The sequence below is a fragment of the Croceicoccus sp. YJ47 genome (assembly GCF_016745095.1).
Taxonomy (GTDB): Bacteria; Pseudomonadota; Alphaproteobacteria; order Sphingomonadales; family Sphingomonadaceae; genus Croceicoccus.
On record NZ_CP067087.1, the window covers coordinates 2855452 to 2876743 of the forward strand.

Sequence of the window (21292 nt, forward strand, 5' to 3'; positions counted from 1 at the left end):
CCCTCGTCACGTTCGTATCGAGGAGCCTGATCAAATGCCGAACCGCCCCGCCACCCCTTTTCCCACGTTTCTTCGCAAGGTGCGGCTGACCGCGTTTGCATCCGTCGGTGCGCTGGCCTTGTCGGGCTGTGCGGGGACGACCACGCCGCCGGTGGTGCCGGGACAGGCGCAAGCGATCACGCCGGAAGAAAAGCAGCAGGGCGCACAGGCGCACCCGCAGCTCGTGGCCGAGTTCGGCGGTTCCTACGAAGGGCCGGGCGCCGGTTATGTGCAGCAGGTCGGCCAGAATATCGCCACGCAATCCGGGCTCGCCAACGCGCAGAGCGCCTATACGGTGACGCTGCTCAATTCGCCGGTGAACAACGCTTTCGCCATTCCCGGCGGCTACATCTACACCACGCGTCAGCTTGTCGGGCTCATCGACAATGAGGCGGAACTTGCCGCCGTGCTGGGTCACGAGGTCGGCCACGTGGCGGCCCGCCATTCGCAGTCGCGACAGAAAGCGGCGCAGCAGAACTCGATCCTCGGCGTGCTGGGCTCCGTGCTTTCGGGCGTGCTGCTCGGCAATAGCGCGCTTGGACAGATCGGGCAGCAGGTCGCGCAGACCGGCAGCCAGCTGCTCACCCTCGGCTATTCGCGGAGCCAGGAGCGTCAGGCCGACGATCTCGGTGTCGCCTATCTGTCGGGGGCGGGTTACGATCCGCGCGCGATGAGCACCGTGCTGCGCAGCCTGGCCGAGCAGAACGCGCTCGATGCGCGGTTGACGGGCCGGGGCGACACCAACGTTCCCGAATGGGCCTCGACTCACCCCGATCCGGCGAGCCGCGTGAACGAGGCGCTGGCCGAGGCGCAGGGCATGCCCGGCAATGTCACCAATCGCGACGTTTTCCTCAGCCGTATCAACGGCATGATGTATGGCGACGACCCGAAGCAGGGCGTGGTGAACGGCTCCACCTTCATCCACCCGGTGTTCGGTTTTCAGTTTCGTGCCCCCGACGGGTATTTCATGGTGAACGGCACGCAAGCCGTCACCATAACCGGACAGACGGGCAAGGCGCAGCTCACCACGCGGCCTTATGGCAATAATCTCGAAAGCTACATCCGCGCAGCGTTCGCCGATCTCACCCCGCAAGGGCAGCAGAACATCGTGCCGCAGGCGATACAGCGCACCACGGTGAACGGAATCGAGGCCGCCTATGGCCAGGCGCGCGTGAACAACGGACAGTCGAATGTCGAGGTGACCGTTTTCGCCTATGAATTTTCGAACGATCAGGCGTTTCACTTCCTGACCATCACGCCGGTGGGTCAGACAGCGACGTTCAATCCGATGTTCAATTCGATGCGCCGCATCTCCTCGGCCGAGGCCAATGCCGTGAAGGCGCGCAAGGTCAGCGTCGTGACGGTGAAATCGGGCGACACCATTCGTTCGCTCGCCAACCGGATGGCGTATGACAATGCGCAGCTCGAACGGTTCCTGGTGCTCAACTCGCTCGACCCGAATGCGACGCTGCGCGCAGGCGAGAAGGTGAAGATCGTCACCTACTGATTCCCTTCGCCCTGACATCGAGAAAGGCGGCATTCCCGGATGCCGCCTTTTTCATGCGCCAAACGAAACGGGCGGCGATTGCTCGCCGCCCGTCGCTTGTCATCGGGTCGATGGACTTGGGAATTAGACGCCGCCTTCCGCGCCAGCATCCGCACCGGCGTCTGCGCCAGCATCCGCACCGGCGTCCGCGCCAGCACCGGCGTCGCCGCCCAGCTTGGTTCCGACGGTCGTGAACGTGCCCTGCAGGCTACCGCTCAGCGTGGTGAGCGCGCCGATGCATGCCACGGCGATGAGGGCGGCGATCAGGCCGTATTCGATGGCGGTCGCGCCGGATTCGTCTTTGATGATCTGGTGGAAAAGCTTCATGGTTGGTCTCCTGACTTCAAAACTCGATTGCGCCGTTCAAATTACGGTCTGGCGAATTTCGTATTGCCCCCATTCCGTTGAGATCGCGCCATTCGATGGTTAAGGGGAATTACTGAATAAATCGTAAATTCGGTTAATTCTTCTTTTCCACGGCGTTTTGAGTCCGGGTCGATACGCCGTCCCACATGCCAATCGTGCTGGACGCGAAGAAAACCAGCGAACCGATGAGTCCGATCACGAGCACCGCCGCGATCAGGCCGTATTCCACGGCGGTGGCGGCGCTTTCATCGTGCCAAATTGCCTTGATCCAGCTGGTCATCCGGCGCTCCTTGGTTTTGCGGCAGGTCTTTTCTTCGGATACGGGGCATGTGATGCAGCAAAGCCGTTAAGCTTTGGTTGAGCGGCCCCTCGGGCTTGCACGTGGATGGGATGGAAAAAACGATGGCACCGATCATTGTCGTCGCCGGCGCGCTGATCGGTCCGGACGGGCGGATCGCGATGCACAGGCGGCCCGAGGACAAGCATCATGGCGGTCTCTGGGAGTTTCCCGGCGGGAAGGTCGATCCGGGCGAGCAGCCGGACCATGCGCTCGCCCGCGAATTGCACGAGGAACTGGCGATTCTCGTCGCACCGGACGATTGCGTGCCGTCGGGGTTCGTATCCTCGCGCCAGGGCGGGCCGGGCGGCGGGGGAATCTTGCTTCTCCTTTATGCCTGCCGGCGCTGGTCGGGGACGCCGGATCCGCAGGAAGGCGGAGCCCTGCGATGGACGGCGGCGGACATGCTGGACACGCTCGATCTCGCGCCGCTCGACCGGGAACTGCTGCGATTTCGCGGATTTCTCGGCGGTTAATAATTTTGTTACAGACAGGGCTTGCCAATGTTCGGCGTGCCGACTATTTGCCACCCCACAAGGCGCCCGTAGCTCAGCTGGATAGAGTACCTGACTACGAATCAGGGGGCCGGAGGTTCGAATCCTTCCGGGCGCACCACGAATTCAGGCCGCTCCTTCGCAAGAGGGAGCGGCCTTTTTCGTGTCCGCCTTTCGCGTTTGTCCACGGGGGCCGCGCTGCTCGGAACCGCATCTCGCTTCGCCTGTTCCCATAGCGAAAGATGCAAGGAGAAATGCGCATGGCCGACAAGACCGACATTTTCGATCGTCTGAAGAAGGACCACGACGATCATCGCAAGCTGCTCGAAAAAATGGCCGGCACGTCGGGGAAAGCGAAGAGCGCGCCGATCTCCTGGCGCAGTTCACGCGCGAGGTGAAAAGCCACGCCGCCGCCGAGGAGCAGGCGCTGTACTCCACCATGTTGCGCAAGCCTGAAACGACGGGCGAAACCCGCCATTCGGTCGCGGAGCATCACGAGATCGAGGAAATGCTCAACGATCTGGCCGCGACGGACATGTCGTCGAGCGCGTGGCTGTCCAAATTCAAGGATCTGCGTCACGATTACGAACACCACATCGACGAGGAAGAGGACGATCACTTCCCCGATTTCGCGAAATATCTGACCGAGGACGACATCGCGCACATGCGGTCCGTGTTCGACCGCCGCAAGGAAGCGGAAAAGGACCACGCCGAAGTCACGCCCGAAAAGATGGAAGACGCCAAGGAGTGAGCACACCGCTGGACTCGCCGGGGGACATCACCCGTCAGGAGGATTTGCAGGCGACGGGGGAGGAAAGGGCCTCTCCCGCCGTCTGGCGTTATGACCGGGCGACGCGCGCGACCGTGATCGTCGACGCGGCCGATTATTTTCAGTGCATGCAGCAGGCGATGATGAACGCGAAGAAGCGCATCCTGCTGATCGGATGGGACTTCGACACGCGCATCGCGCTTGGCCGCGGGCGCCGCTGGTATCAGATTTTCGGGCGCGACCGGCCGCCACGGCGATTGGGCCGGTTTGTCGTGTGGCTCGCCAATCGCAATCCCGATCTCGAAATTCGCGTGCTGAAATGGGATTTCGGCGCGATCAAGATGTTTTTCCGCGGTTCGATGCTGGCCGATATATGGCGCTGGTATCGGCATGACCGGATCGAGTTCAAGTTCGATTCGATGCATCCCTTCGGCTGCTCCCATCATCAGAAGATCGTCGTGATCGACGATACCGTTGCCGTGTGCGGCGGCATCGACATGACGGCGGATCGGTGGGACACGCGCGATCATATCGACCGCGACCCGCGCCGCCGCCAACCGGGCGGGCGGAAATATCCCCCATGGCACGACATGACGATGATGGTCGAAGGCGACATCGTGCGGGCGCTGGAAGATCTGGCGCTGACCCGGTGGAGGCTTGCGGGCGGGCACGAGCTTCGCCCCGTCGAGGCGCAGTCGCAGACCGCGTGGCCGGAGGGTCTGGAACCCGATTTCGAGGATGTCGAACTCGGCGTGTCGCGCACCCGCGCGCAATATGGCGACATCGAGGAAATCCGCGAGATCGAGGCGCTTTTCGTCGAGCTGATCGGCCGGGCCAAGAATTTCATCTATGCCGAGAGCCAGTATTTCGCATCGCGCAAGATTGCCGAAGCGATCTGCCGGCGCATGCAGGAGGATGACCCGCCGGAGATCGTCATCGTCAACCCGGTGACCGCCGAGGGCTGGCTCGAGCAGCAGGCGATGGATACCGCCCGTGCGCGCCTGATCGAGACGATCGGCCGGAACGATCCCGGCAACCGCTTCCAGCTCTATGTGCACACGGACAAGGGCACGCCCATCTATGTGCATGCCAAGCTGATGATCGTGGACGACGAGGTGCTGAAAATCGGGTCGGCGAACATGAACAATCGTTCGCTCGGGCTCGACAGCGAATGCGACCTGCTGCTCGATACGGCGCGCGCGCCCAATCGCACGCAGGGGGACAATATTCGCAAGCTACGCTATTCGCTGCTCGCCGAACATCTCGGCATTCCCGAGGGCGAGATCGGCGGATTGCTGGAGAAATACGGATCCATGCGCGCGCTGATCCGCGAACATTCCCAACCGGGGCGTAGCCTCCGCCTGTTCGAGCTCAAGGAGCTGACCGACGTCGAAAAGACGCTGGCCGACGAGGAATGGCTGGACCCCGAAAGCCCGGCGGATATGTTCGAACCGATGAGCAAGCGCAAGGGATTGTTCCGCCGCCTGCGCCGCCCGAAATAAGGGCGTGACCGGCGCATGAAAAAGGGGGCGCTCCGTCGTGGAAGCGCCCCCTTTGTGGCAATTGCGAAAGGCTCGATCAGAGCTGGTCGAGCATGTGCTCCGCGCTGCTGACCTTGAAATCGCCGCCTTCTTCGACGTTGAGCGAGGTGACCTTGCCATCGTCGACGATCATGGCCCAGCGCTGTCCGCGCTTGCCCATGCCGAAACCGCTGCCGTCCATGGTGAGGCCGAGCGCCTCTGCAAATTCGCCATTGCCGTCGGCAAGCATGGTGATGTCCTGCGAACCGTCACGATCGTTCCAGGCGCCCATGACGAACGCATCGTTCACTGCGGTGCAGGCGATTTCGTCGATGCCCTTGGCTTTGAGTTCCTCGGCCTTGTCCGCGAAACCGGGCAGGTGGCGGGCGGAGCAGGTCGGGGTGAAGGCACCCGGAACCGAGAACAGCGCGACCTTGCGACCGGCGAAATAATCCTTCGCCTGTACAGGAGCCGGGCCGTCGGGGGTGGCTTTCACCAGCTTTGCATCGGGGAGCGTATCGCCTTGCTTGATCGTCATGAACGGGTCCTTCTGTCTGACTGTGATCGTCACCGTGCCAGATAGGCGGCATCGCGCGGGCGACAAGGGCGCGAACGATGCGGGGTATACATATAAAGTTTCCTTTATATTTGCCCTCTACGCGTCGAGGCGTTAAAGCGCGAAGCGATACAGGGGCCCTTCGCCGGGGCCGAACCATTGTCTTTCATCATTTTCACAGGAGCACAGCGCCTTGGCCACTGCTGCAAAAAACGAAGATTACGTCATCGCCGACATCGGGCTTGCCGAATATGGCCGCGATGAAATCGCGATTGCCGAAACCGAAATGCCGGGGCTGATGGCGCTGCGCGAGGAATTCGGGGCGAGCAAGCCGCTCACCGGTGCGCGCATCACCGGCTCGCTCCACATGACGATCCAGACCGCCGTGCTCATCCAGACGCTCACCGCGCTGGGTGCCGATGTGCGCTGGGCGACGTGCAACATCTTCTCCACGCAGGATCACGCCGCGGCCGCCATTGCCGAAAGAGGCGTGCCGGTCTTCGCGATCAAGGGCGAGAGCCTCGCCGATTACTGGGATTATGTCGGTCGCATCTTCGAATGGGACACCGACGGTTCGGACAACACCGCGAACCTGATCCTCGACGATGGCGGCGATGCGACGATGTTCGCGCTGTGGGGCGCACGGCTGGAGGCGGGCGAGGAGATGCCCGACCCCGAAAACGCCGAAGAGATCGAGATGCAGCGCGCGTTGAAGGCCTTCATCAAGCGCAAGCCCGGCTACCTCACCCGCAGCGTGGAGGCCATTCGCGGCGTGTCGGAGGAAACGACGACCGGCGTGCACCGTCTTTATCACATTGCGAAGGCGGGCAAGCTGCCGTTCCCCGCGATCAACGTGAACGACTCCGTTACAAAGTCGAAGTTCGACAATCTGTACGGGTGCAAGGAATCGCTCGTCGACGCGATCCGCCGCGCGACCGACGTGATGCTGGCCGGTAAGGTCGCCTGTGTCGCGGGCTTCGGCGATGTCGGCAAGGGCAGCGCCGATTCGCTGCGCAATGGCGGCGCCCGCGTGATGGTGACCGAGGTCGACCCGATCTGCGCGCTTCAGGCCGCGATGGAAGGGTACGAGGTCGTCACCATGGAAGACGCGGTGAAACGCTGCGACATCTTCGTGACGGCGACCGGCAACGAGGGCGTCATCACCGGCGAACACATGAAGGCGATGAAGAACATGGCCATCGTATGCAACATCGGCCATTTCGATTCCGAGATCCAGATTTCCGCCCTCGACAATTACGAGTGGAAGCAGATCAAGCCCGGCACCGATCTCGTGACCTTCCCCGATGGCAAGCAATTGCTGATCCTGGCGAAGGGCCGGCTCGTGAATCTCGGCTGTGCGACGGGGCACCCCAGCTTCGTCATGAGCAACAGCTTCACCAATCAGGTGCTGGCGCAGATCGAGCTTTTCACCAAGGGCGATGAATACAAGAACGACGTCTATGTCCTGCCCAAGCATCTGGACGAGAAGGTCGCCTCGCTGCACCTCGAACAGCTGGGCGTGAAGCTGACGACGCTGTCGAAGCGGCAGGCCGATTATATCGGCGTCCCCGTCGAAGGCCCGTTCAAGCCGGACCATTACCGCTACTAAGCGGATCAGTTTTCCGGGGCCGGACGGCATCGGACAGATTGTAATGGAAGCCCGCATTCCCTAGCCCTATGGCCATGGGTATGCGGGCTTTTTCCTTTCTGGCGCGATCGCGCGACGCACGGGCGCGGCGATGGAATTGAGCGGGATCGCTCTTGCCGCCATCGGGCTGATTCTCGCCGGGTGGACCATGGCCGCGGTCTTTGCGGTGATGAAGGCGCGCGCCCTCGCGGCACATCACGCCAAGGCGCCGCCCGATCACCTGCAATCCATGATCGACGCCGCCCCGGCACAGCCCCTGCTGATCGATGCGTCGCTGCGGATCGAGGGGCCGGCACGGCTCGCGCGGTGGTTCGGGTTCGACCGGATGCCCGCGACCATGGCCGAGCTGGTGCAGGACGAAGGCGGGCTGTCGGCGGCCAATGTCGAGGCGCTCGGCCAGGCGGTTCGCGATACGAAGGCATCGGCCACGCCCTTTCGCATGACGGTGCGGCCCGGCGGCGGCCCGCGCACGATCATGCTGGAGGGCAAGGGCGCCGATTCGCGCAACGCACCCGCTGGCTCCGTGCTGGTCTGGGCGATCGACGTCACGAACATGGCGGACGATATCGAACGGCTGACGGAGGAGCGTGACAAGGTGCAGGGCGAATATGCGGCGCTCTCCGGCCTTATCGAGGCGGCGCCGATCCCGATGTGGTTCCGCGGCCCCGATGGCAAGATGAAGCTGGTGAACGAGGCCTATGTCCGCAGCGTCGGCGCGCCGGATGCCGGGCGCACCACCGCGGCCAATATCGAGCTGGTCGAGTCCATCGCCGGGGTCGATGCCGCCGACGTGGCGAGCCAGGCCTTCGCCGCGCGCCGCCCGGTCGAGCGCACGGTCATGGCCACGATCGGCGGCGAGCGCCGCGCCCTGCGCGTGAGCGACGTGCCGGTGGGGCAGGAAGGCGTCGCCGGCTATGCCATCGATGTCGAGGATGTGGAGCAGCTTTCGCGCGAATTCCGCATGTTCCGCGCGGCACAGCGCGCCCTTCTCGATCAGCTTTCGTCCGGCGTCGCGCAGTTCGACCGCAACCGGAATCTCATATTCATCAACCTGCCGATGCGGCGCATGTTCGACCTTCCCGCCGATGTCCGGCGCGAATCGGTGCCGGTGGGCCGCGTGCTGGACATGATGCGCGATTCCAACCGGCTTCCGCAGGTGCGCGACTTTCCCCAATGGCGCCGCGAGCACGAGGCATGGTTCACCGCGAGCGGCGCACAGGACGAGGAATGGGTGCTCGCCGACGGAACGCATCTTCGCGTGGTGGCGCAGCCGATGCCGGACGGCGGGCTGATGATGATCGTGGAGGACAGGACCGAGCAGCTCAAGCTCGCCAGTTCGCGCGACACCTTGCTACGCGTGCGGTCGGCGACCCTCGACAGCCTGTTCGAGGCGCTCGCCGTGTTCGCGCCCGACGGCAAGGTGCAGATGTGGAACCGCCGTTTCGGCACGGAGTGGTCGCTGGCCGAGAAATTCCTGGCGACGCATCCCCATGTCGATGCGCTTTTGCCCGCATTGCAGTCGCAGCTCGATAACGAAAACGATGCGGAGCACATCGCGCATATCATCGAATCCGCGACCCTGCGGCGCAAGCGTGCGAGCCGGCGCGTTGCCATGAAGGATGGGCGCACGCTCGCGCTGATGGGGGTGCCGCTGCCCGATGGGAACGGCATGCTGTCCGCGCTCGACATTACCGATTCGCAGAAGGCGGAGGCCGCGCTGATCGAGCGGAACAAGGCGCTGGTGGAGGCGGACGCGGTCAAGACGCGCTTTCTTGCGAACATGAGCTATGAATTCCGCACGCCGCTCACCTCCATCATGGGTTTTGCCGAAATGCTGCACAGCGGGGTTGCCGGCACGCTCAATGAAAAGGAGCTGGACTACGTCGATGCGATCCTCTCCTCGACACAGCGGCTTTCGGATCAGATCGAGGCGGTTCTCGATTTGACGCAGAGCGAGGCGGGCATGTTGCCGCTGGTCCATGAAACGGTCGAGCTGATGGCGCTGGTCACCGAACTTGCGCATGAACGGGCCGAGCGCATCGATACAGAGGCGCTGACGCTGAACGTGCGCGGGGACCGGTCTTCGGGCAGCGTGCAGGGCGACCGTCGCCGCCTTCGCCGGGCGATCGGCAATGTCCTCGACAATGCCATTTCGGCGAGCGCGCGCGGCAGCCAGATCAATGTCGAATTGCGGCGCAGGCCCAATGGCGCGCTCATCCGCGTGGCGCATGTGTCCACCGGCAAGGCGTCCGGCGGCGAGGCGGCGCGACAGACCGCGGGGCTTGGCCTGCCGCTCGCGCGCGAATTGATCGAGGCGCATGGCGGGCGGCTGGATTTCACGCATGGCGACGGACAGTCCGTGCAGGCCGCGATCTTCCTGCCATGACGGATGGTGCGCCCGTGCTTCGCCTGCCGCTCCGCGACGAGGCGGCGACCCATGCGCTGGGCCGGCGCATCGCGGCACGCCTGCGCGGCGGGGATGTCGTCGCGCTTTCGGGCGGGCTGGGCATGGGAAAGACGACCATCGCCCGCGCGATCATCGCCGCACTCGGCCACGAAGGCGAGGTGCCGAGCCCTAGCTTCGCCATTATCCAGACCTATGATCCGCCGTCGGTTTCGCTCCCGATATGCCATGCCGATTTCTACCGGCTCGACGATCCGGCGGAGGTGGAGGAACTCGGCCTCGACGATTATCGACGCGATGCGGCGCTGATCGCGGAATGGCCGGAGCATGCCGGCGGTTTCGAATTCGACCCGGCCTGTCTCTCGATCCGTCTCGAACCGGCGGACGAAGGGCGGATCGCCATTGTGAAAGGCGCAAAGGATTGGCAAGGGCGAATGCCATGACCGCAAAGACGAACACGACCGAGGGGCAGTCCGGATCGCCCGTGGCGCCGCACATCCTCGCCTTCCTCGACCATGCCGGATGGGGAGGCGCGCATGTCGAGCCTTTGCCCGGCGATGCGTCCTTTCGCCGCTATTACAGGGTGCGGCGGGGCGAGGGCGAGAGCGCGATGTTGATGGATGCGCCGCCCCCGAACGAGGATCCGCGCCCGTTCCTCGACGCGGCGGACTATCTGACGCGGCACGGATTTCGCGCGCCCGGCGTGCTGTCGCAGGATGCGGAGCGCGGGCTCGTCCTGCTCGAGGATTTCGGCGACCGGCGCATGCGCGACCATCTCGACCTTCATGCAGAGGACGAAACGGCGGTCTACCGCGACGCGGTCGATGTTCTGGCCCGGTTGCGCGACGCGCCGGCCGGTCCGTTCCGCCCCTATGACATGTCCGAATATCTGCGCGAGGCAAAGCTGTTCACCGAATGGTTCTGCATTCCGCGGGGCTTGCGCGTCGACGATGACGGGTATGAGCAGGCCTGGCGCGAGGTGCTCGCACCGCTCGACGATGGCGCGGGCGTGACCGTGTTGCGCGACTATCATGCCGAGAATATCATGCTGCTCGACGCGGAGGGCGGCGCCGGCGGGGCTGCTCCTTATGGACAGGGCCTCCTCGATTTTCAGGACGCGCTGATCGGCCATCCCGCCTACGATCTCGTCTCGCTGCTTCAGGATGCACGCCGCGAGGTCAGCGAGACGCTGGAGGCCGAAATGCTCGACCATTATGCGAGCCGGACCGGCGCGGGCGATGCGTTTCGCGCCGATTACGCACGGCTCGGCGCACAGCGCAATGCCAAGATCGTCGGCATCTTCATGCGGCTTTCGCACCGGGACGGAAAGCATCGCTACATGACGCTGATCCCGCGGGTTTGGGCCGCGATGGAGCGCGACCTTGCCCATCCCGCGCTGGCGCCGGTCGCGCGATGGTTCGATGCGAATATCCCGTCCGAGATCCGGATGGCGAACGGGGCGCCACTCGGGGACGGGCAATGACGCTTGGCCGCGAACCACTCGCCAGTGACGTGGCGATGGTAATGGCCGCGGGGCTGGGCAAGCGTATGCGCCCGCTCACCGCGATGACGCCAAAGCCGATGGTGAAGGTCTGCGGCAAGCCGATGCTCGACCATGCGCTCGACCGGCTGGCCTATGCGGGCGTCGCGCGGGCGGTGGTGAACGTGCATTATCTCGCCGACGCGATCGAGGCGCATGTCAAACGGCGCCGCGCGCCCGCCGTCACCATTTCGGACGAGCGTGAACAATTGCTGGAAACGGGCGGCGGGCTGGTGAAGGCGCTTCCGCTGCTGGATGCCGATTGCTTCTTCTGTCTCAATTCCGATGCTATGTGGCTCGACGGGCCGCGCGACGTGTTTCGCCAGCTTTCCATCGCCTGGGATGCGGAGCGGATGGACGCGCTGCTCCTGCTCGTCCCGCACATGCGGACGCATAATTACCGGGGGCAGGGGGATTTCCACCTCGATCCCATGGGGCGGGTGTCGCGCCGCGCACCCGGCCGCGTCGCGCCTTTCGTGTTCAGCGGGATACAGCTCGTGCATCGCCGCCTCCTGCGCGATCCACCGGCGGAGGCGAAATTCTCCACCAATGTCTTCTGGCAGCGCGCGATGGAGGAGGGCCGGCTGTTTGGGGCCATTCACGCCGGCGAATGGATCGAAATCGGCGAACCGCATCATATCAAGCCTGCCGAAGAACTGTTTACGCGTGTCTGAAACGGCGACGCGGCTCTCGCTCTATTCCATTGCCGCGCATCGCGGTTTTGCCGATGCGCTGGTCGCGGGGTTGATCCCGCGCTACGGCGAAAAGGATGCAGGGCTGGCGCGGCTGACCCTGCTTTTGCCGAGCAGGCGCGCCATTCGCACGGTGACGGAGGCGTTCGTGCGGTTGAGCGGGGGCGGATTGCTGTTGCCGCGCATGGCGGTGATCGGCGATCTCGATCTCGACGAAACGCTGGGCGCGCTGCTCGATCCCATCGGTTCCGATAACGAGATTCCGCCCGCTGCCGACCCGACGCGCCGCTGGCTGCGCCTCGCGCAGATGCTGCGTCTCGCGATGGAGCGCGCGGGGATGGACACGATCTCCGGGCAGGCCGCCCTGCTGCGGCAGGCGCGCGATATTGCCCGCGGCATGGATCGCCTGCTGGTCGAGGGGATTGGCCCCGAAGAATTGATGAGCGCGCGCGTGCTCGACCTCGTCGGCGAACTGTCCGAACACTGGGTCCGCAACCTGCATCTTTTCGCCAGCGTGCAGGCGATGTGGCTTGCCGAATTGCAGGAGCGCGGCGAACTCGACGCACCGGCGCGCCGTACCCGGCTGTTCGACCATGCTGCCGCGAAATGGAGCCGGACCCCGCCCGCGGGCCCCATCGTGGCCGCCGGCGTCACCAGCGCAAGCCCGTCGATCGCGCGCCTGCTGCGCGTGATTGCCGAAATGCCGGAGGGGAGCGTGGTGCTGCCCGATCTCGATCTCGCGCTGGACGATGCGGTGTGGGACGGGCTTGGCCGGGCGGGCAAGGGGGAGGATCCCGACGATCCCCCCATCGGCGCGGGCGATGCGGTCACCCATCCGCAATACCATCTCAAACTCCTGCTCAACCGGATGGGCGTCGCGCGCGGCGAGGTCCGGCCCTGGCATCGCGCGGGGATGAGCAAGGCACCCCCCGAACGCAGCCGCGCGATTTCGAACCTGTTCCTGCCCCCCGAACAAAGCGCGACATGGATCGATCTTCCACCCGAGGCCCGGCGCCTGTCGGGCGTGCGCCTGATGGAAACCGCCCATCCGGAGGAGGAGGCGCAGGCGATTGCCATCCTCATCCGCGAGGCGCTGGAAACACCCGAGCGGCGGGTGGCGCTCATCACGCCGGACCGGGGGCTCGCCGGGCGGGTGATCGCGCATCTCGAACGGTGGAACATTGCCGCCGACGACACCGCCGGTCGCCCCCTGCCGCAGACCGTGGCGGGGCGGATGCTGCTGCTTCTATCGGAGGTGCTGGCGGAGCGGGGGGCCGCGATCCCGCTGCTTTCGGTGCTGATGCATCCCTATGCCGGGCTGGGGTCCGATGGCGGAGGCGGGGACGAGAGGGGCACGCGCCGCGCGGCGTGGCTGTCCCATGCAAGGCGGCTCGATCTTGCGATGCGGGGGCCGCGGCTCGACATCGGGCTGGCGCCGCTGCGCGAAGCGGTGCACCGGGTGGCGGAGCGGCGGGGCGACCCTGCGATGCGTACATGGTGGGACGCGGTGGAGCACATGCTGGCCCCGCTCGTCACGCTGGGCGGGGAGGAGCGGATCGACCTTGCCGCGAGCCTCGATGCGCTTGCGGCGGCGGCGGAGGGGATTTGCGGCCTCTCCATCTGGGGCGAGGCGGACGGGCGCGCGCTCGCCGCTTTTGTCGAGGATCTGCGCGAACAGGCGCGCGGCGTTCCGACCATGCTCGAACCCGCCGAATTGCCGGCGATGCTGCGCGACGCGATGGAGCAGGTCGCGGTGCGGCCCCCGTATGGCGGGCATGAACGGCTGGCGATCTACGGCCTGATCGAGGCGCGGATGAGCCGTGCCGATCTCGTCATCTGCGGCGCGCTTCACGAAGGCAGCTGGCCGCAGCCGGCGACGACCGATCCGTTGATCGCGCCCGCCGTGCTGCGCGCGCTGGGCGTGCCGGGCGGGGATTTCCGCATCGGGCTTTCGGCGCACGACCTCGCCGCCGCACTCGGCGCGCCGGAGGTGGTGTTGAGCCACGCCCGCCGCGACAGCAGCGGCCCTGTCATCGCGAGCCGGTTCATCCTGCGCGTGCGGGCGATGCTGGGGCCGAAATTGCTCGAAACGCATGTGCAGAGCAGCGCGCCTGCGCTCTGCGCCGCGATCGACAGGGTGGAACCCGTTGCCCCGCATTCGCAGCCCCGGCCCATGCCTTCGGCGGAGCAGCGCCGCGTCGGTCTTTCGGCCACCGGGCTGGACCGGCTGCGCTCCGATCCGTATCAGTTCTATGCCCGGTCGATCCTGCGGCTTCACGCGCTCGACGCGATCGATGATGAGCCGACGCCTGCGTGGCGGGGCTCGGCCGTGCATGACATCCTCCATCGCTGGCATCGCGACCACGGGGCGGCGCCGGGAACGCTCCACGATCTGGCGCGCGACATGCTGCACGCGATGTCCGGCCACCCGTTCATGCGCGGATTATGGCAGCCGCGCCTGCTCGCCGCGCTCGACTGGATCGAGGCGGAGACGGCGGCGCTTGTGACCGACGGGCGGACGATCGCGGCCACGGAATGCAAGGGCGTCATCACCGTCGACGGCGTGCGGGTGGAGGCCCGCGCCGACCGGATCGACAGGCTCGCCGATGGTACGCTCGCCATCGTCGATTACAAGACCGGCCGCCCGCCGAGCGCCAGCATGGTGGAGGAAGGGTTTGCCCTGCAACTGGGGACGACGGGCCTCGTCGCGGCGCGCGGTGGATTTCACGACGCAGGGATCGACGGCACGCCGGACCGGTTCGAATACTGGTCGCTCGCCCGCGGGAAGGACGGTTTCGGCTTTCGCGACGAACCGGTGAAGGAGGGGCGCAAGCGTACAGGCCTCGCGCGCGAGGAATTTCTCGATCAAAGCGCCTTCTTCCTGTCCGACGCGATTGCGAAATGGATTGCCGGCGATGCACCGTTCACCGCCCGCCTGAACCCGGATCTGCCGGGATATAACGAGTATGACCAGCTCATGCGTCTCGACGAATGGCAGGGGCGGGCCCGGCGCGATCCCGGCGAAGGAGACAGCGCATGAGCGGCGCGGCCAAGGTCTATCCGCTTCAGGATAATCAGCGTGCGGCGGTCGATCCCGCCGACACGGTCTGGCTTTCGGCAAGTGCCGGCACCGGCAAGACGCAGGTGCTGTCGGCCCGCGTGCTGCGCCTCCTCCTCGAACCGGGGGTGGAACCTTCGCAGATCCTGTGCCTGACCTTTACGAAGGCGGGCGCGGCTAAAATGGCGAACCGGGTCAATGACGTGCTGGCTAGCTGGGTGCGGGCGGATGCCGCGTCGCTCGCCCACGATCTTCAGGCGATCGGCGCGTCCTCCGATCCCGAAACGCGGGCACGGGCGCGCACGCGCTTTGCCGCGGTGCTCGATTGTCCGGGCGGCGGCCTGCGGATCGAGACGATCCATGCTTTCTCGCAATGGTTGCTGTCGGCCTTTCCGATGGAGGCGGGGCTGGTGCCCGGCACGCGCGCGATGGAGGATCGCGACCGCGAGCTTCTGCTGCGCGAGGTGCTCTCGGCCATGCTGGTTTCGGCGGAGGAGCGGGGCGGCGATGCGCTCATCGCTGCGTTGTCGGCGCTGTCCCTTCGCGCGGATCAGTCGGCGATCGAACGTTTCCTGATGGCGTGCGCCGATGCGGCGGAGGCGTGGGAGGGGCCGGGTGCCTGGCAACCGCCGCTGCGCCCGCGGGTCAATCGCCTGCTCGGCCTGTCGGCGGATTTCTTGGGCTGCGACGTGGCGGCATTGTGCGGGGAGGATCGCTTCGATACGCGGGCGCTTGCGCTGTGCCGCGATACGATGGTGGAATGGGGGACGAAGAGCGGGCTCGAAATGGCGGCGTCCGTCGCGGCCTGGCTCGCGCGCGATGCGCAGGCGCGGGCCGACAACCTGCCCGAATTGCGGTCCGCGCTGTTCACGCAGAAAGGCGATGTCAAGCGGCTCACCAATCTTGAAAAGATCGACCCCGCCTATGCCACCCATGCGGGCATGGTCGGCGCGCAGCTTGACGAGATCGAGGAGCTTCGCGCGCTTGCCACGCTTGCCGAATGGCTGACCCCGGCCCTGATGCTGGGACGTGAATTCGCGCTCGAATGGGGGCGGGCGAAACAGCGCGAGGGGCTGATCGATTTCGACGATCAGATCCGGCAGGCCGCCCGCCTTTTGCAACGCTCCGACATGGCGGACTGGATCCGGTACAAGCTCGACCGGCGGTTCGATCACATCCTCATCGACGAGGCGCAGGACACCAATGCCGCGCAATGGAACGTGATCGAGGCGCTGACCGAGGAATTCTTTGCCGGACAGGGCGCAGGCGACAGCCGGATGCGCACGCTCTTCGTGGTGGGCGATTACAAGCAGGCGATTTTCCGCTTTCAGGGGACGAGCCCCGAAAACTTCGAATCCGCCAAATTGCGGGTGAAGGCGCGCATGGCGGAGGCCTTCGCCAATGTTGAGGCGCAGCGCGGCGGCCCGGACTTGCGCGAATTGCAGGAATACGGCCTCGGCCGCAGCTATCGCACCGCGCAGCCGGTGCTCGATTTCGTGGACAAGGCGATCGACAGGATCGCGCCTGAAAATTTCGGCCTGCGCGACGATCCCGGCAAGCATGTCGGCGAGATGCGCGCAGGACAGGTCGTGATCTGGCGCGCGGTAGGCGCCATGCCGGAGGATGAGGACGAGAGCGGCGATGCGGGCGAGGAAAGCTGGCTGTCGCGGCCCGACCGGCGCGTGGCCGACAATGTCGCGGAACAGATCGCGCATTGGGTCGACACCGGTTTCCCGCTCGTAAAAGGAGAAAAGCGGGGACAGGCTCGCCGAGCGGGGCCGGGCGATGTCATGGTGCTGGTGCGCAAGCGCAAGGAGCTGGCCGGGCTGATCGTGGCGCGGTTGCATGCGCGGGGCGTGCCGGTCGCGGGGGTGGACCGGCTGCGGCTGGGCGCGCCACTGGCGGTGCGCGATTTGATGGCGGCCTTGCGCTTTGCGGTGCAGCCGGGTGACGATCTTTCGCTGGCCGCGCTGCTCGTGTCGCCGATGTTCGGCTGGTCGCAGGACGCATTGCTCGAACACGGCTATCGCGAAAAGGGACGCCCGCTCTGGGACCATCTTCGCGCATCGACGGCGGACCTGCCGCGCGCCGCGGTGGAACGGCTTCTGCCCCTTTTGGCGCGCGCCGATTATCAGCCGCCGCAGAGTTTGCTGCACTGGCTGCTCGTCGGGCCGTGGCAGGCGCGGGCGCGGCTGACGGCGCGGCTTGGCTCCGAAGCGAACGATCCGATCGACGAATTGCTGAACGCGGCGCTGTCCTTCTCCGCGACGCAGACGCCGAGCCTTACCGGCTTCATCCGCTGGTTCGACGCAGGTTCGGGCGAGCTAAAGCGCGAGGCCGGCGGCGATGGCGGGCTCGTCCGGGTGATGACGGTGCATGGGTCCAAGGGGCTCCAGGCGCCGATCGTCATTCTCGCCGACGCGGCGGACGACCCGGACCGGTCCATGCCGTCCACGCTGCAATTGACCGAGCCGGGATCGGACGCGCCCGGTTTCGCGCCCCGGACCCTCCCGATGCCCGCGCTGCGCAAGGAGGAGCGCCGTGGGCGGGTCGCCGCGGCGCAGGAGGCCGCCGCCCTGGCGGAGCGGCAGGAACACTGGCGACTGCTCTATGTCGCGATGACGCGGGCGGAGGAGGCACTGTTCATCGCAGGCGCCTTGCCGGCCCGTGCGGAGGAGGCGCCGGGCGACAGCTGGTACGCGCGGCTGCTCCCCCTTTTCGAGGAAGAGTGGCGCGACGATCCGATCTGGACCGGGGCGAAGCAATGGGGGATGGCGCCGGACGAACCGATGCACGATGCGGCGACCGATGCACAGGACGCGCTGGCCCTGCTGCCCCGGTGGCTGACCACGCCGGTCGGGCCGGAGCCGCGCCCGCCGCGCCCGCTCGCCCCGTCATCGCTGGGCGAGGAGGACGCGCCCGATCCGCCGCTTCCCCCCGGTGCCGGCATGGATGCGGCGCGGCGCGGCGTGCTCGTCCATCGCTTGCTCGAACGCCTTCCCGAAGTGGCGGAGGACCGCCGCGAGGGGGCCGCGCGGCGCTGGCTCGATCGGCAGGCAGGCGATCTCGCCCCGGAAGATCGCGGCGAGATGGTGGCCGCGGCGATGCGGGTGCTCTCCCACCCCGGCTTTTCCGACGTATTCGGGCCGGATGCGCTGGCCGAGGTGCCGATCGCCGCGACGGTCGGCGGGCGCGTGATTTCGGGCACGGTCGACCGCCTGTGCCTGGGCGAAACGATCCGCATCGTCGATTTCAAGACCGCCCGCCGTCCGCCCGCCGGGAAAGAGGACATCCCCGCGGCCTATATCCGGCAGATGGCCGCCTATGTCGCCGCGCTGGAGGCGATTTACCCCGAAAGGCGGGTCGAGGCGGCGCTGCTCTATACCCATGTGCCGCAGATGTTCGTGCTTTCGGATGCCGATATCGCGCCGGCCAAGGCGGCCTTGTCGGGGGCGAATAATGGTTTTCGCGCTCCGGCTTTGCATTTGCGCGCCGCGCCCCCAAATGGGGCCCAAGCAATCAGGAGAATAGACGCCATGGCGACCAAGACCGTAACCGACGACAGCTTCGAAACCGACGTTCTGAAATCCGACAAGCCCGTGCTCGTCGATTTCTGGGCGGACTGGTGCGGCCCGTGCAAGATGATCGCCCCCGCGCTGGAGGAAATCAGCGAGGAGCTTTCCGACAAGATCACCATCGCGAAGATGGACATCATGGCCAATCAGCAGGTGCCCGGCGAAATCGGCGTGCAGTCGATCCCGCTGATGATCCTCTACAAGGATGGCAAGCCGGTCGCGCAAAAGCTCGGCGCCGCGCCCAAGACGCAGCTCAAGAGCTGGATCGAAAGCGAGCTTTAAGCTTCGTTCAACCGTTCGGCGAGCGCGTCGAACATCGCAGGCGACGCCGCACCGATCATCCCGGTGCGGCGGTCGTCCACGCGATAGGCACTCCCGTCGAGGCGCGCCGCCATGCCGCCCGCCTCGTTGAGCCAGAGCGCGCCCGCGGCATGGTCCCACGCCAGCGTGCGTTCGAAAACCGAAACGTCATTGGTGCCGAGCGCGAGCCGGGGATATTGTTCCGCCGCGCACCGCGGAATATCGGTCAGCGTGTAATGCGGTGCGATATGCCGCTTCATCGCGTGGCGCTGCGCCTCATCCATGAACATCACGGAAATGGCCGCGACCGGCGGATTTTCGCCTGTGGTGCGCGCCGTGATCCGTTCCTCCCCGACGAACGCGCCGCCGCCACGCCGCGCATGGCACAGGCGGTCCTTTAACGGGTCGTAGATCCACCCGGCGACCGTCTCGCCATGTTCGGCCAGCGCGATGATGATGCCGAAAGGCGGGCGGCCATGCGCGAAATTATGGGTGCCATCGATCGGGTCGATGATCCAGCACAGCGAATCGCCCAGCCGGTCGAGGATCGCGGGATCGGCATGCGCGGCCTCTTCGCCGACGATCGTGGCCTCGGGCAGGATCGCGGCGAGCCCCTCGCTCAGCAACGCTTCGGATTTGCGGTCGGCGACGGTGACGAGATCGTCGGGCGCCTTTTCCACGATCTGCGCGTCCGAAAGCGTGCGATAATGCCGCATCACCGCCTCGCGCGCGGCGCGCCGCATCAAGGCCGCAACATCGCGGGTCAGCGCGTCGGTCACGTGCGGTAATCCGCGTTGATCGAGATATAGCCATGCGTCAGGTCGCAGGTCCACACCGTGGCTCGCCCTTCGCCGATGCCGATGTCGACGTCGATGCGAATATCCTGCCCGCGAAGATGGCGTGCCACCGGTTCCTCGTCATAATCGGGGAGCGGCAGGCCATCGCGCGCGGCCCATACCCCGCCGAAACCGATGGAAAGCTTGTCACGGTCCGCCGGCTCGCCCGCCTTGCCCACGGCCATGACGACGCGGCCCCAATTCGCGTCTTCGCCGGCAACCGCGGTTTTCACCAGCGGCGAATTCGCGATGGCAAGGCCGATGGTCCGCGCGCTGTCGTCATCCTTTGCGCTTACCACCGCGACTTCGATGAACTTGCTCGCCCCTTCGCCATCGCGCACGACGAGATGCGCCATCTGCCGGCACACATCGTGGATCGCGGCGGCAAAGGCATCGGCGCCGGGGCTGTCGAAATCGAGCAGCTCGGCATTGCCGGCCTGCCCGGTGGCAAAGGCGAGCACGGTGTCGCTGGTCGAGGTGTCGCTGTCCACGGTGATGCAGCTGAACGTCGCCTCGTTCGCGGCGGAGAGGCAGTGTTGCAGGAAGGCGGGGGCGACCCGCGCATCGGTAAAGAGGTAGCCCAGCATCGTCGCCATGTCGGGTGCGATCATGCCGCTGCCCTTGATGATGGCGGCGATCTCGATCCGGGTGTCGTCGATCATGGCGCTGGCATGCGCGCCCTTGGCAAAGGTGTCGGTCGTGCCGATGGTGTCCGCCGCCGCGCGCCAGTCGCACGGCTGCGCGCGCAGCACGTTTTCCACCCCGTCGCGCGCCTTGTCGAGGGGAAGCGGCACGCCGATCACGCCAGTGGAGGACACGAACACGTCGCTCGGCTCACAGCCGAGATGGCCTGCCACCTGCGCCATGATCTGCTCCACCGCCTCGCGTCCGCGATAGCCGGTGAAGGCATTGGAATTGCCCGCGTTTACGATCAGTGCGCGCGCCCGGCCAAGCCGGACCTGCTCCCGCCCCATCTCGACCTCGGTGGAGCAGCATATGTTCTTCGTGAACACGCCCGCGACCGTCGTTCCCTCGGCCAGTTCGACGAAGGTCAGGTCGCACCGGTCCCATTCCTTGTACCGCGCGCGGGCGATGCGCGGCACCGCGCCCGCGATGGGCGGCATGGCGGGAAACGGGCGGGCGAGGGGCGATGTGTCCATGGCGGCACCGGGTAATGGCTTTGCCGGCACCTCGCAATAAATACCGCGCGCCGCCTTTACGGATGCGGCGGGGTGACTTATCTTTGCGGCGCAATGAAACGCGTGATCGCTCTTTTTATGTTGATGCTGGGCCTGGCGGCGGTGGTGACACCGGCGCAGGCGCGCATGGCATTCGCGCGCACGCAGGACGAAATCGCGGCCAGTGGCGCGCATGACGATGGCGCCGCCATCGACGATGCGGCGGCGGCGATCACCGCCTTGGCGAGGCCGCGCGCGGCGGATATCGCCCATCCGGGGCCTTTGCGCCTGCAATCGGCTCCGGCTGTTTTCGCGCGGACGGTCATCCTGTCCGCCGACCGCGCCCACGAATAGCATCCGGCCTCCGGGCTGGCCGTGTTGCCGCCCGGTTCCCCGGTCCCCGACTTTGCGCACGAGCCATGGCGCCGTGCATC

At 66.0% G+C, this 21292-nt stretch carries 18 protein-coding genes, 1 tRNA gene and 1 pseudogene; 15 read left to right on the forward strand and 5 right to left on the reverse strand.

The features are described from left to right. Positions 1 to 34 precede the first annotated feature (34 nt). Positions 35 to 1546, forward strand: coding sequence for a M48 family metalloprotease (locus JD971_RS13820; protein ID WP_202084283.1), 1512 nt, complete (start codon positions 35 to 37; stop codon positions 1544 to 1546). A 123-nt stretch (positions 1547 to 1669) separates the two neighbouring features. On the opposite strand, the gene JD971_RS13825 is transcribed toward JD971_RS13820, so the two are convergent. Both JD971_RS13825 and JD971_RS13830 read right to left on the reverse strand, forming a co-directional pair. Then, positions 1670 to 1912, reverse strand: a complete 243-nt coding sequence (locus JD971_RS13825) for a Flp family type IVb pilin (RefSeq protein ID WP_202084285.1) — start codon at positions 1910 to 1912, stop codon at positions 1670 to 1672. A gap of 133 nt (positions 1913 to 2045) precedes the next feature. Beyond that, positions 2046 to 2231, reverse strand: a complete 186-nt coding sequence (locus JD971_RS13830; RefSeq protein WP_202084287.1) for a Flp family type IVb pilin — start codon at positions 2229 to 2231, stop codon at positions 2046 to 2048. Between the two features lie 122 nt (positions 2232 to 2353). On the opposite strand from JD971_RS13830, the gene JD971_RS13835 reads away from it, so the two are divergent. From JD971_RS13835 to JD971_RS13850, 5 genes are all read left to right on the forward strand, one after another. Beyond that, a complete protein-coding gene (locus tag JD971_RS13835; RefSeq protein ID WP_202084289.1) occupies positions 2354 to 2764 on the forward strand; it encodes a (deoxy)nucleoside triphosphate pyrophosphohydrolase in 411 nt (136 codons plus the stop codon). Between the two features lie 62 nt (positions 2765 to 2826). Beyond that, a tRNA-Arg gene (locus JD971_RS13840) sits at positions 2827 to 2903 on the forward strand. Positions 2904 to 3042: 139 nt separating this feature from the next. Continuing rightward, positions 3043 to 3180: a hypothetical protein gene (locus JD971_RS16660; RefSeq protein WP_236672421.1), complete on the forward strand. Its 138-nt coding sequence runs from the start codon at positions 3043 to 3045 to the stop codon at positions 3178 to 3180. Beyond that, positions 3156 to 3533: a hemerythrin domain-containing protein gene (locus tag JD971_RS13845; RefSeq protein ID WP_236672399.1), complete on the forward strand. Its 378-nt coding sequence runs from the start codon at positions 3156 to 3158 to the stop codon at positions 3531 to 3533. The genes JD971_RS16660 and JD971_RS13845 overlap by 25 nt, the downstream gene beginning before the upstream one ends. Continuing rightward, a complete protein-coding gene (locus JD971_RS13850) occupies positions 3530 to 5053 on the forward strand; it encodes a phospholipase D-like domain-containing protein (RefSeq protein ID WP_236672107.1) in 1524 nt (507 codons plus the stop codon). The genes JD971_RS13845 and JD971_RS13850 overlap by 4 nt, the downstream gene beginning before the upstream one ends. 76 nt (positions 5054 to 5129) lie before the next feature. Here the strand turns inward: JD971_RS13850 and JD971_RS13855 are convergent, their stop codons facing one another. After that, positions 5130 to 5609: a peroxiredoxin gene (locus JD971_RS13855; protein ID WP_202084291.1), complete on the reverse strand. Its 480-nt coding sequence runs from the start codon at positions 5607 to 5609 to the stop codon at positions 5130 to 5132. 211 nt (positions 5610 to 5820) lie between these two features. On the opposite strand from JD971_RS13855, the gene ahcY reads away from it, so the two are divergent. From ahcY to trxA, 8 genes and pseudogenes are all read left to right on the forward strand, one after another. Next, positions 5821 to 7236, forward strand: a complete 1416-nt coding sequence (ahcY, locus tag JD971_RS13860) for an adenosylhomocysteinase (protein ID WP_202084293.1) — start codon at positions 5821 to 5823, stop codon at positions 7234 to 7236. Between the two features lie 130 nt (positions 7237 to 7366). Then, positions 7367 to 9661 (forward strand): PAS domain-containing sensor histidine kinase, encoded by a 2295-nt coding sequence (locus JD971_RS13865; RefSeq protein WP_202084295.1) that lies wholly within the window; start codon positions 7367 to 7369, stop codon positions 9659 to 9661. After that, entirely contained in the window at positions 9658 to 10122 is a 465-nt protein-coding gene (tsaE, locus tag JD971_RS13870) for a tRNA (adenosine(37)-N6)-threonylcarbamoyltransferase complex ATPase subunit type 1 TsaE (RefSeq protein ID WP_202084297.1), read from the forward strand. The genes JD971_RS13865 and tsaE overlap by 4 nt, the downstream gene beginning before the upstream one ends. Beyond that, entirely contained in the window at positions 10119 to 11162 is a 1044-nt protein-coding gene (locus JD971_RS13875) for an aminoglycoside phosphotransferase family protein (protein WP_202084299.1), read from the forward strand. Before tsaE ends, JD971_RS13875 begins: the two co-directional genes overlap by 4 nt. After that, entirely contained in the window at positions 11159 to 11893 is a 735-nt protein-coding gene (locus JD971_RS13880) for a nucleotidyltransferase family protein (RefSeq protein WP_202084301.1), read from the forward strand. The genes JD971_RS13875 and JD971_RS13880 overlap by 4 nt, the downstream gene beginning before the upstream one ends. Beyond that, positions 11886 to 14951, forward strand: coding sequence for a double-strand break repair protein AddB (gene addB / locus JD971_RS13885; RefSeq protein ID WP_202084303.1), 3066 nt, complete (start codon positions 11886 to 11888; stop codon positions 14949 to 14951). Before JD971_RS13880 ends, addB begins: the two co-directional genes overlap by 8 nt. Further along, positions 14948 to 18364, forward strand: a pseudogene (addA, locus tag JD971_RS13890) (double-strand break repair helicase AddA); the annotation flags it as partial. The gene addB and the pseudogene addA, both read left to right, overlap by 4 nt. A gap of 141 nt (positions 18365 to 18505) precedes the next feature. Then, complete coding sequence (gene trxA, locus JD971_RS13895) at positions 18506 to 18826, forward strand: thioredoxin (RefSeq protein ID WP_202087708.1); 321 nt, start codon at positions 18506 to 18508, stop codon at positions 18824 to 18826. On the opposite strand, the gene JD971_RS13900 is transcribed toward trxA, so the two are convergent. Next, the gene (locus tag JD971_RS13900) at positions 18823 to 19587 is read right to left on the reverse strand and encodes an inositol monophosphatase family protein (protein ID WP_202087709.1); all 765 of its coding nucleotides are present in this window, start codon (positions 19585 to 19587) and stop codon (positions 18823 to 18825) included. The two genes, trxA and JD971_RS13900, sit on opposite strands and share 4 nt — an antisense overlap. 32 nt (positions 19588 to 19619) lie before the next feature. Then, positions 19620 to 20840 (reverse strand): bifunctional glutamate N-acetyltransferase/amino-acid acetyltransferase ArgJ, encoded by a 1221-nt coding sequence (gene argJ / locus JD971_RS13905; RefSeq protein ID WP_202084305.1) that lies wholly within the window; start codon positions 20838 to 20840, stop codon positions 19620 to 19622. A gap of 102 nt (positions 20841 to 20942) precedes the next feature. On the opposite strand from argJ, the gene JD971_RS13910 reads away from it, so the two are divergent. After that, a complete protein-coding gene (locus tag JD971_RS13910; protein WP_202084307.1) occupies positions 20943 to 21212 on the forward strand; it encodes a hypothetical protein in 270 nt (89 codons plus the stop codon). Positions 21213 to 21292: the final 80 nt, after the last annotated feature.

What these genes read in the sequence shown, in the direction of transcription:
- tsaE (WP_202084297.1), top strand. Translation starts at nt 9,658, where the DNA reads ATGACGGATGGTGCGCCCGTGCTTCGCCTGCCGCTCCGCGACGAGGCG.
- JD971_RS13830 (WP_202084287.1), bottom strand. Translation starts at nt 2,231, where the DNA reads ATGACCAGCTGGATCAAGGCAATTTGGCACGATGAAAGCGCCGCCACC.
- JD971_RS13820 (WP_202084283.1), top strand. Translation starts at nt 35, where the DNA reads ATGCCGAACCGCCCCGCCACCCCTTTTCCCACGTTTCTTCGCAAGGTG.
- JD971_RS16660 (WP_236672421.1), top strand. Translation starts at nt 3,043, where the DNA reads ATGGCCGACAAGACCGACATTTTCGATCGTCTGAAGAAGGACCACGAC.
- JD971_RS13835 (WP_202084289.1), top strand. Translation starts at nt 2,354, where the DNA reads ATGGCACCGATCATTGTCGTCGCCGGCGCGCTGATCGGTCCGGACGGG.
- JD971_RS13875 (WP_202084299.1), top strand. Translation starts at nt 10,119, where the DNA reads ATGACCGCAAAGACGAACACGACCGAGGGGCAGTCCGGATCGCCCGTG.
- JD971_RS13900 (WP_202087709.1), bottom strand. Translation starts at nt 19,587, where the DNA reads ATGCGGCGCGCCGCGCGCGAGGCGGTGATGCGGCATTATCGCACGCTT.
- JD971_RS13880 (WP_202084301.1), top strand. Translation starts at nt 11,159, where the DNA reads ATGACGCTTGGCCGCGAACCACTCGCCAGTGACGTGGCGATGGTAATG.
- argJ (WP_202084305.1), bottom strand. Translation starts at nt 20,840, where the DNA reads ATGGACACATCGCCCCTCGCCCGCCCGTTTCCCGCCATGCCGCCCATC.
- JD971_RS13855 (WP_202084291.1), bottom strand. Translation starts at nt 5,609, where the DNA reads ATGACGATCAAGCAAGGCGATACGCTCCCCGATGCAAAGCTGGTGAAA.
- trxA (WP_202087708.1), top strand. Translation starts at nt 18,506, where the DNA reads ATGGCGACCAAGACCGTAACCGACGACAGCTTCGAAACCGACGTTCTG.
- JD971_RS13825 (WP_202084285.1), bottom strand. Translation starts at nt 1,912, where the DNA reads ATGAAGCTTTTCCACCAGATCATCAAAGACGAATCCGGCGCGACCGCC.
- JD971_RS13865 (WP_202084295.1), top strand. Translation starts at nt 7,367, where the DNA reads ATGGAATTGAGCGGGATCGCTCTTGCCGCCATCGGGCTGATTCTCGCC.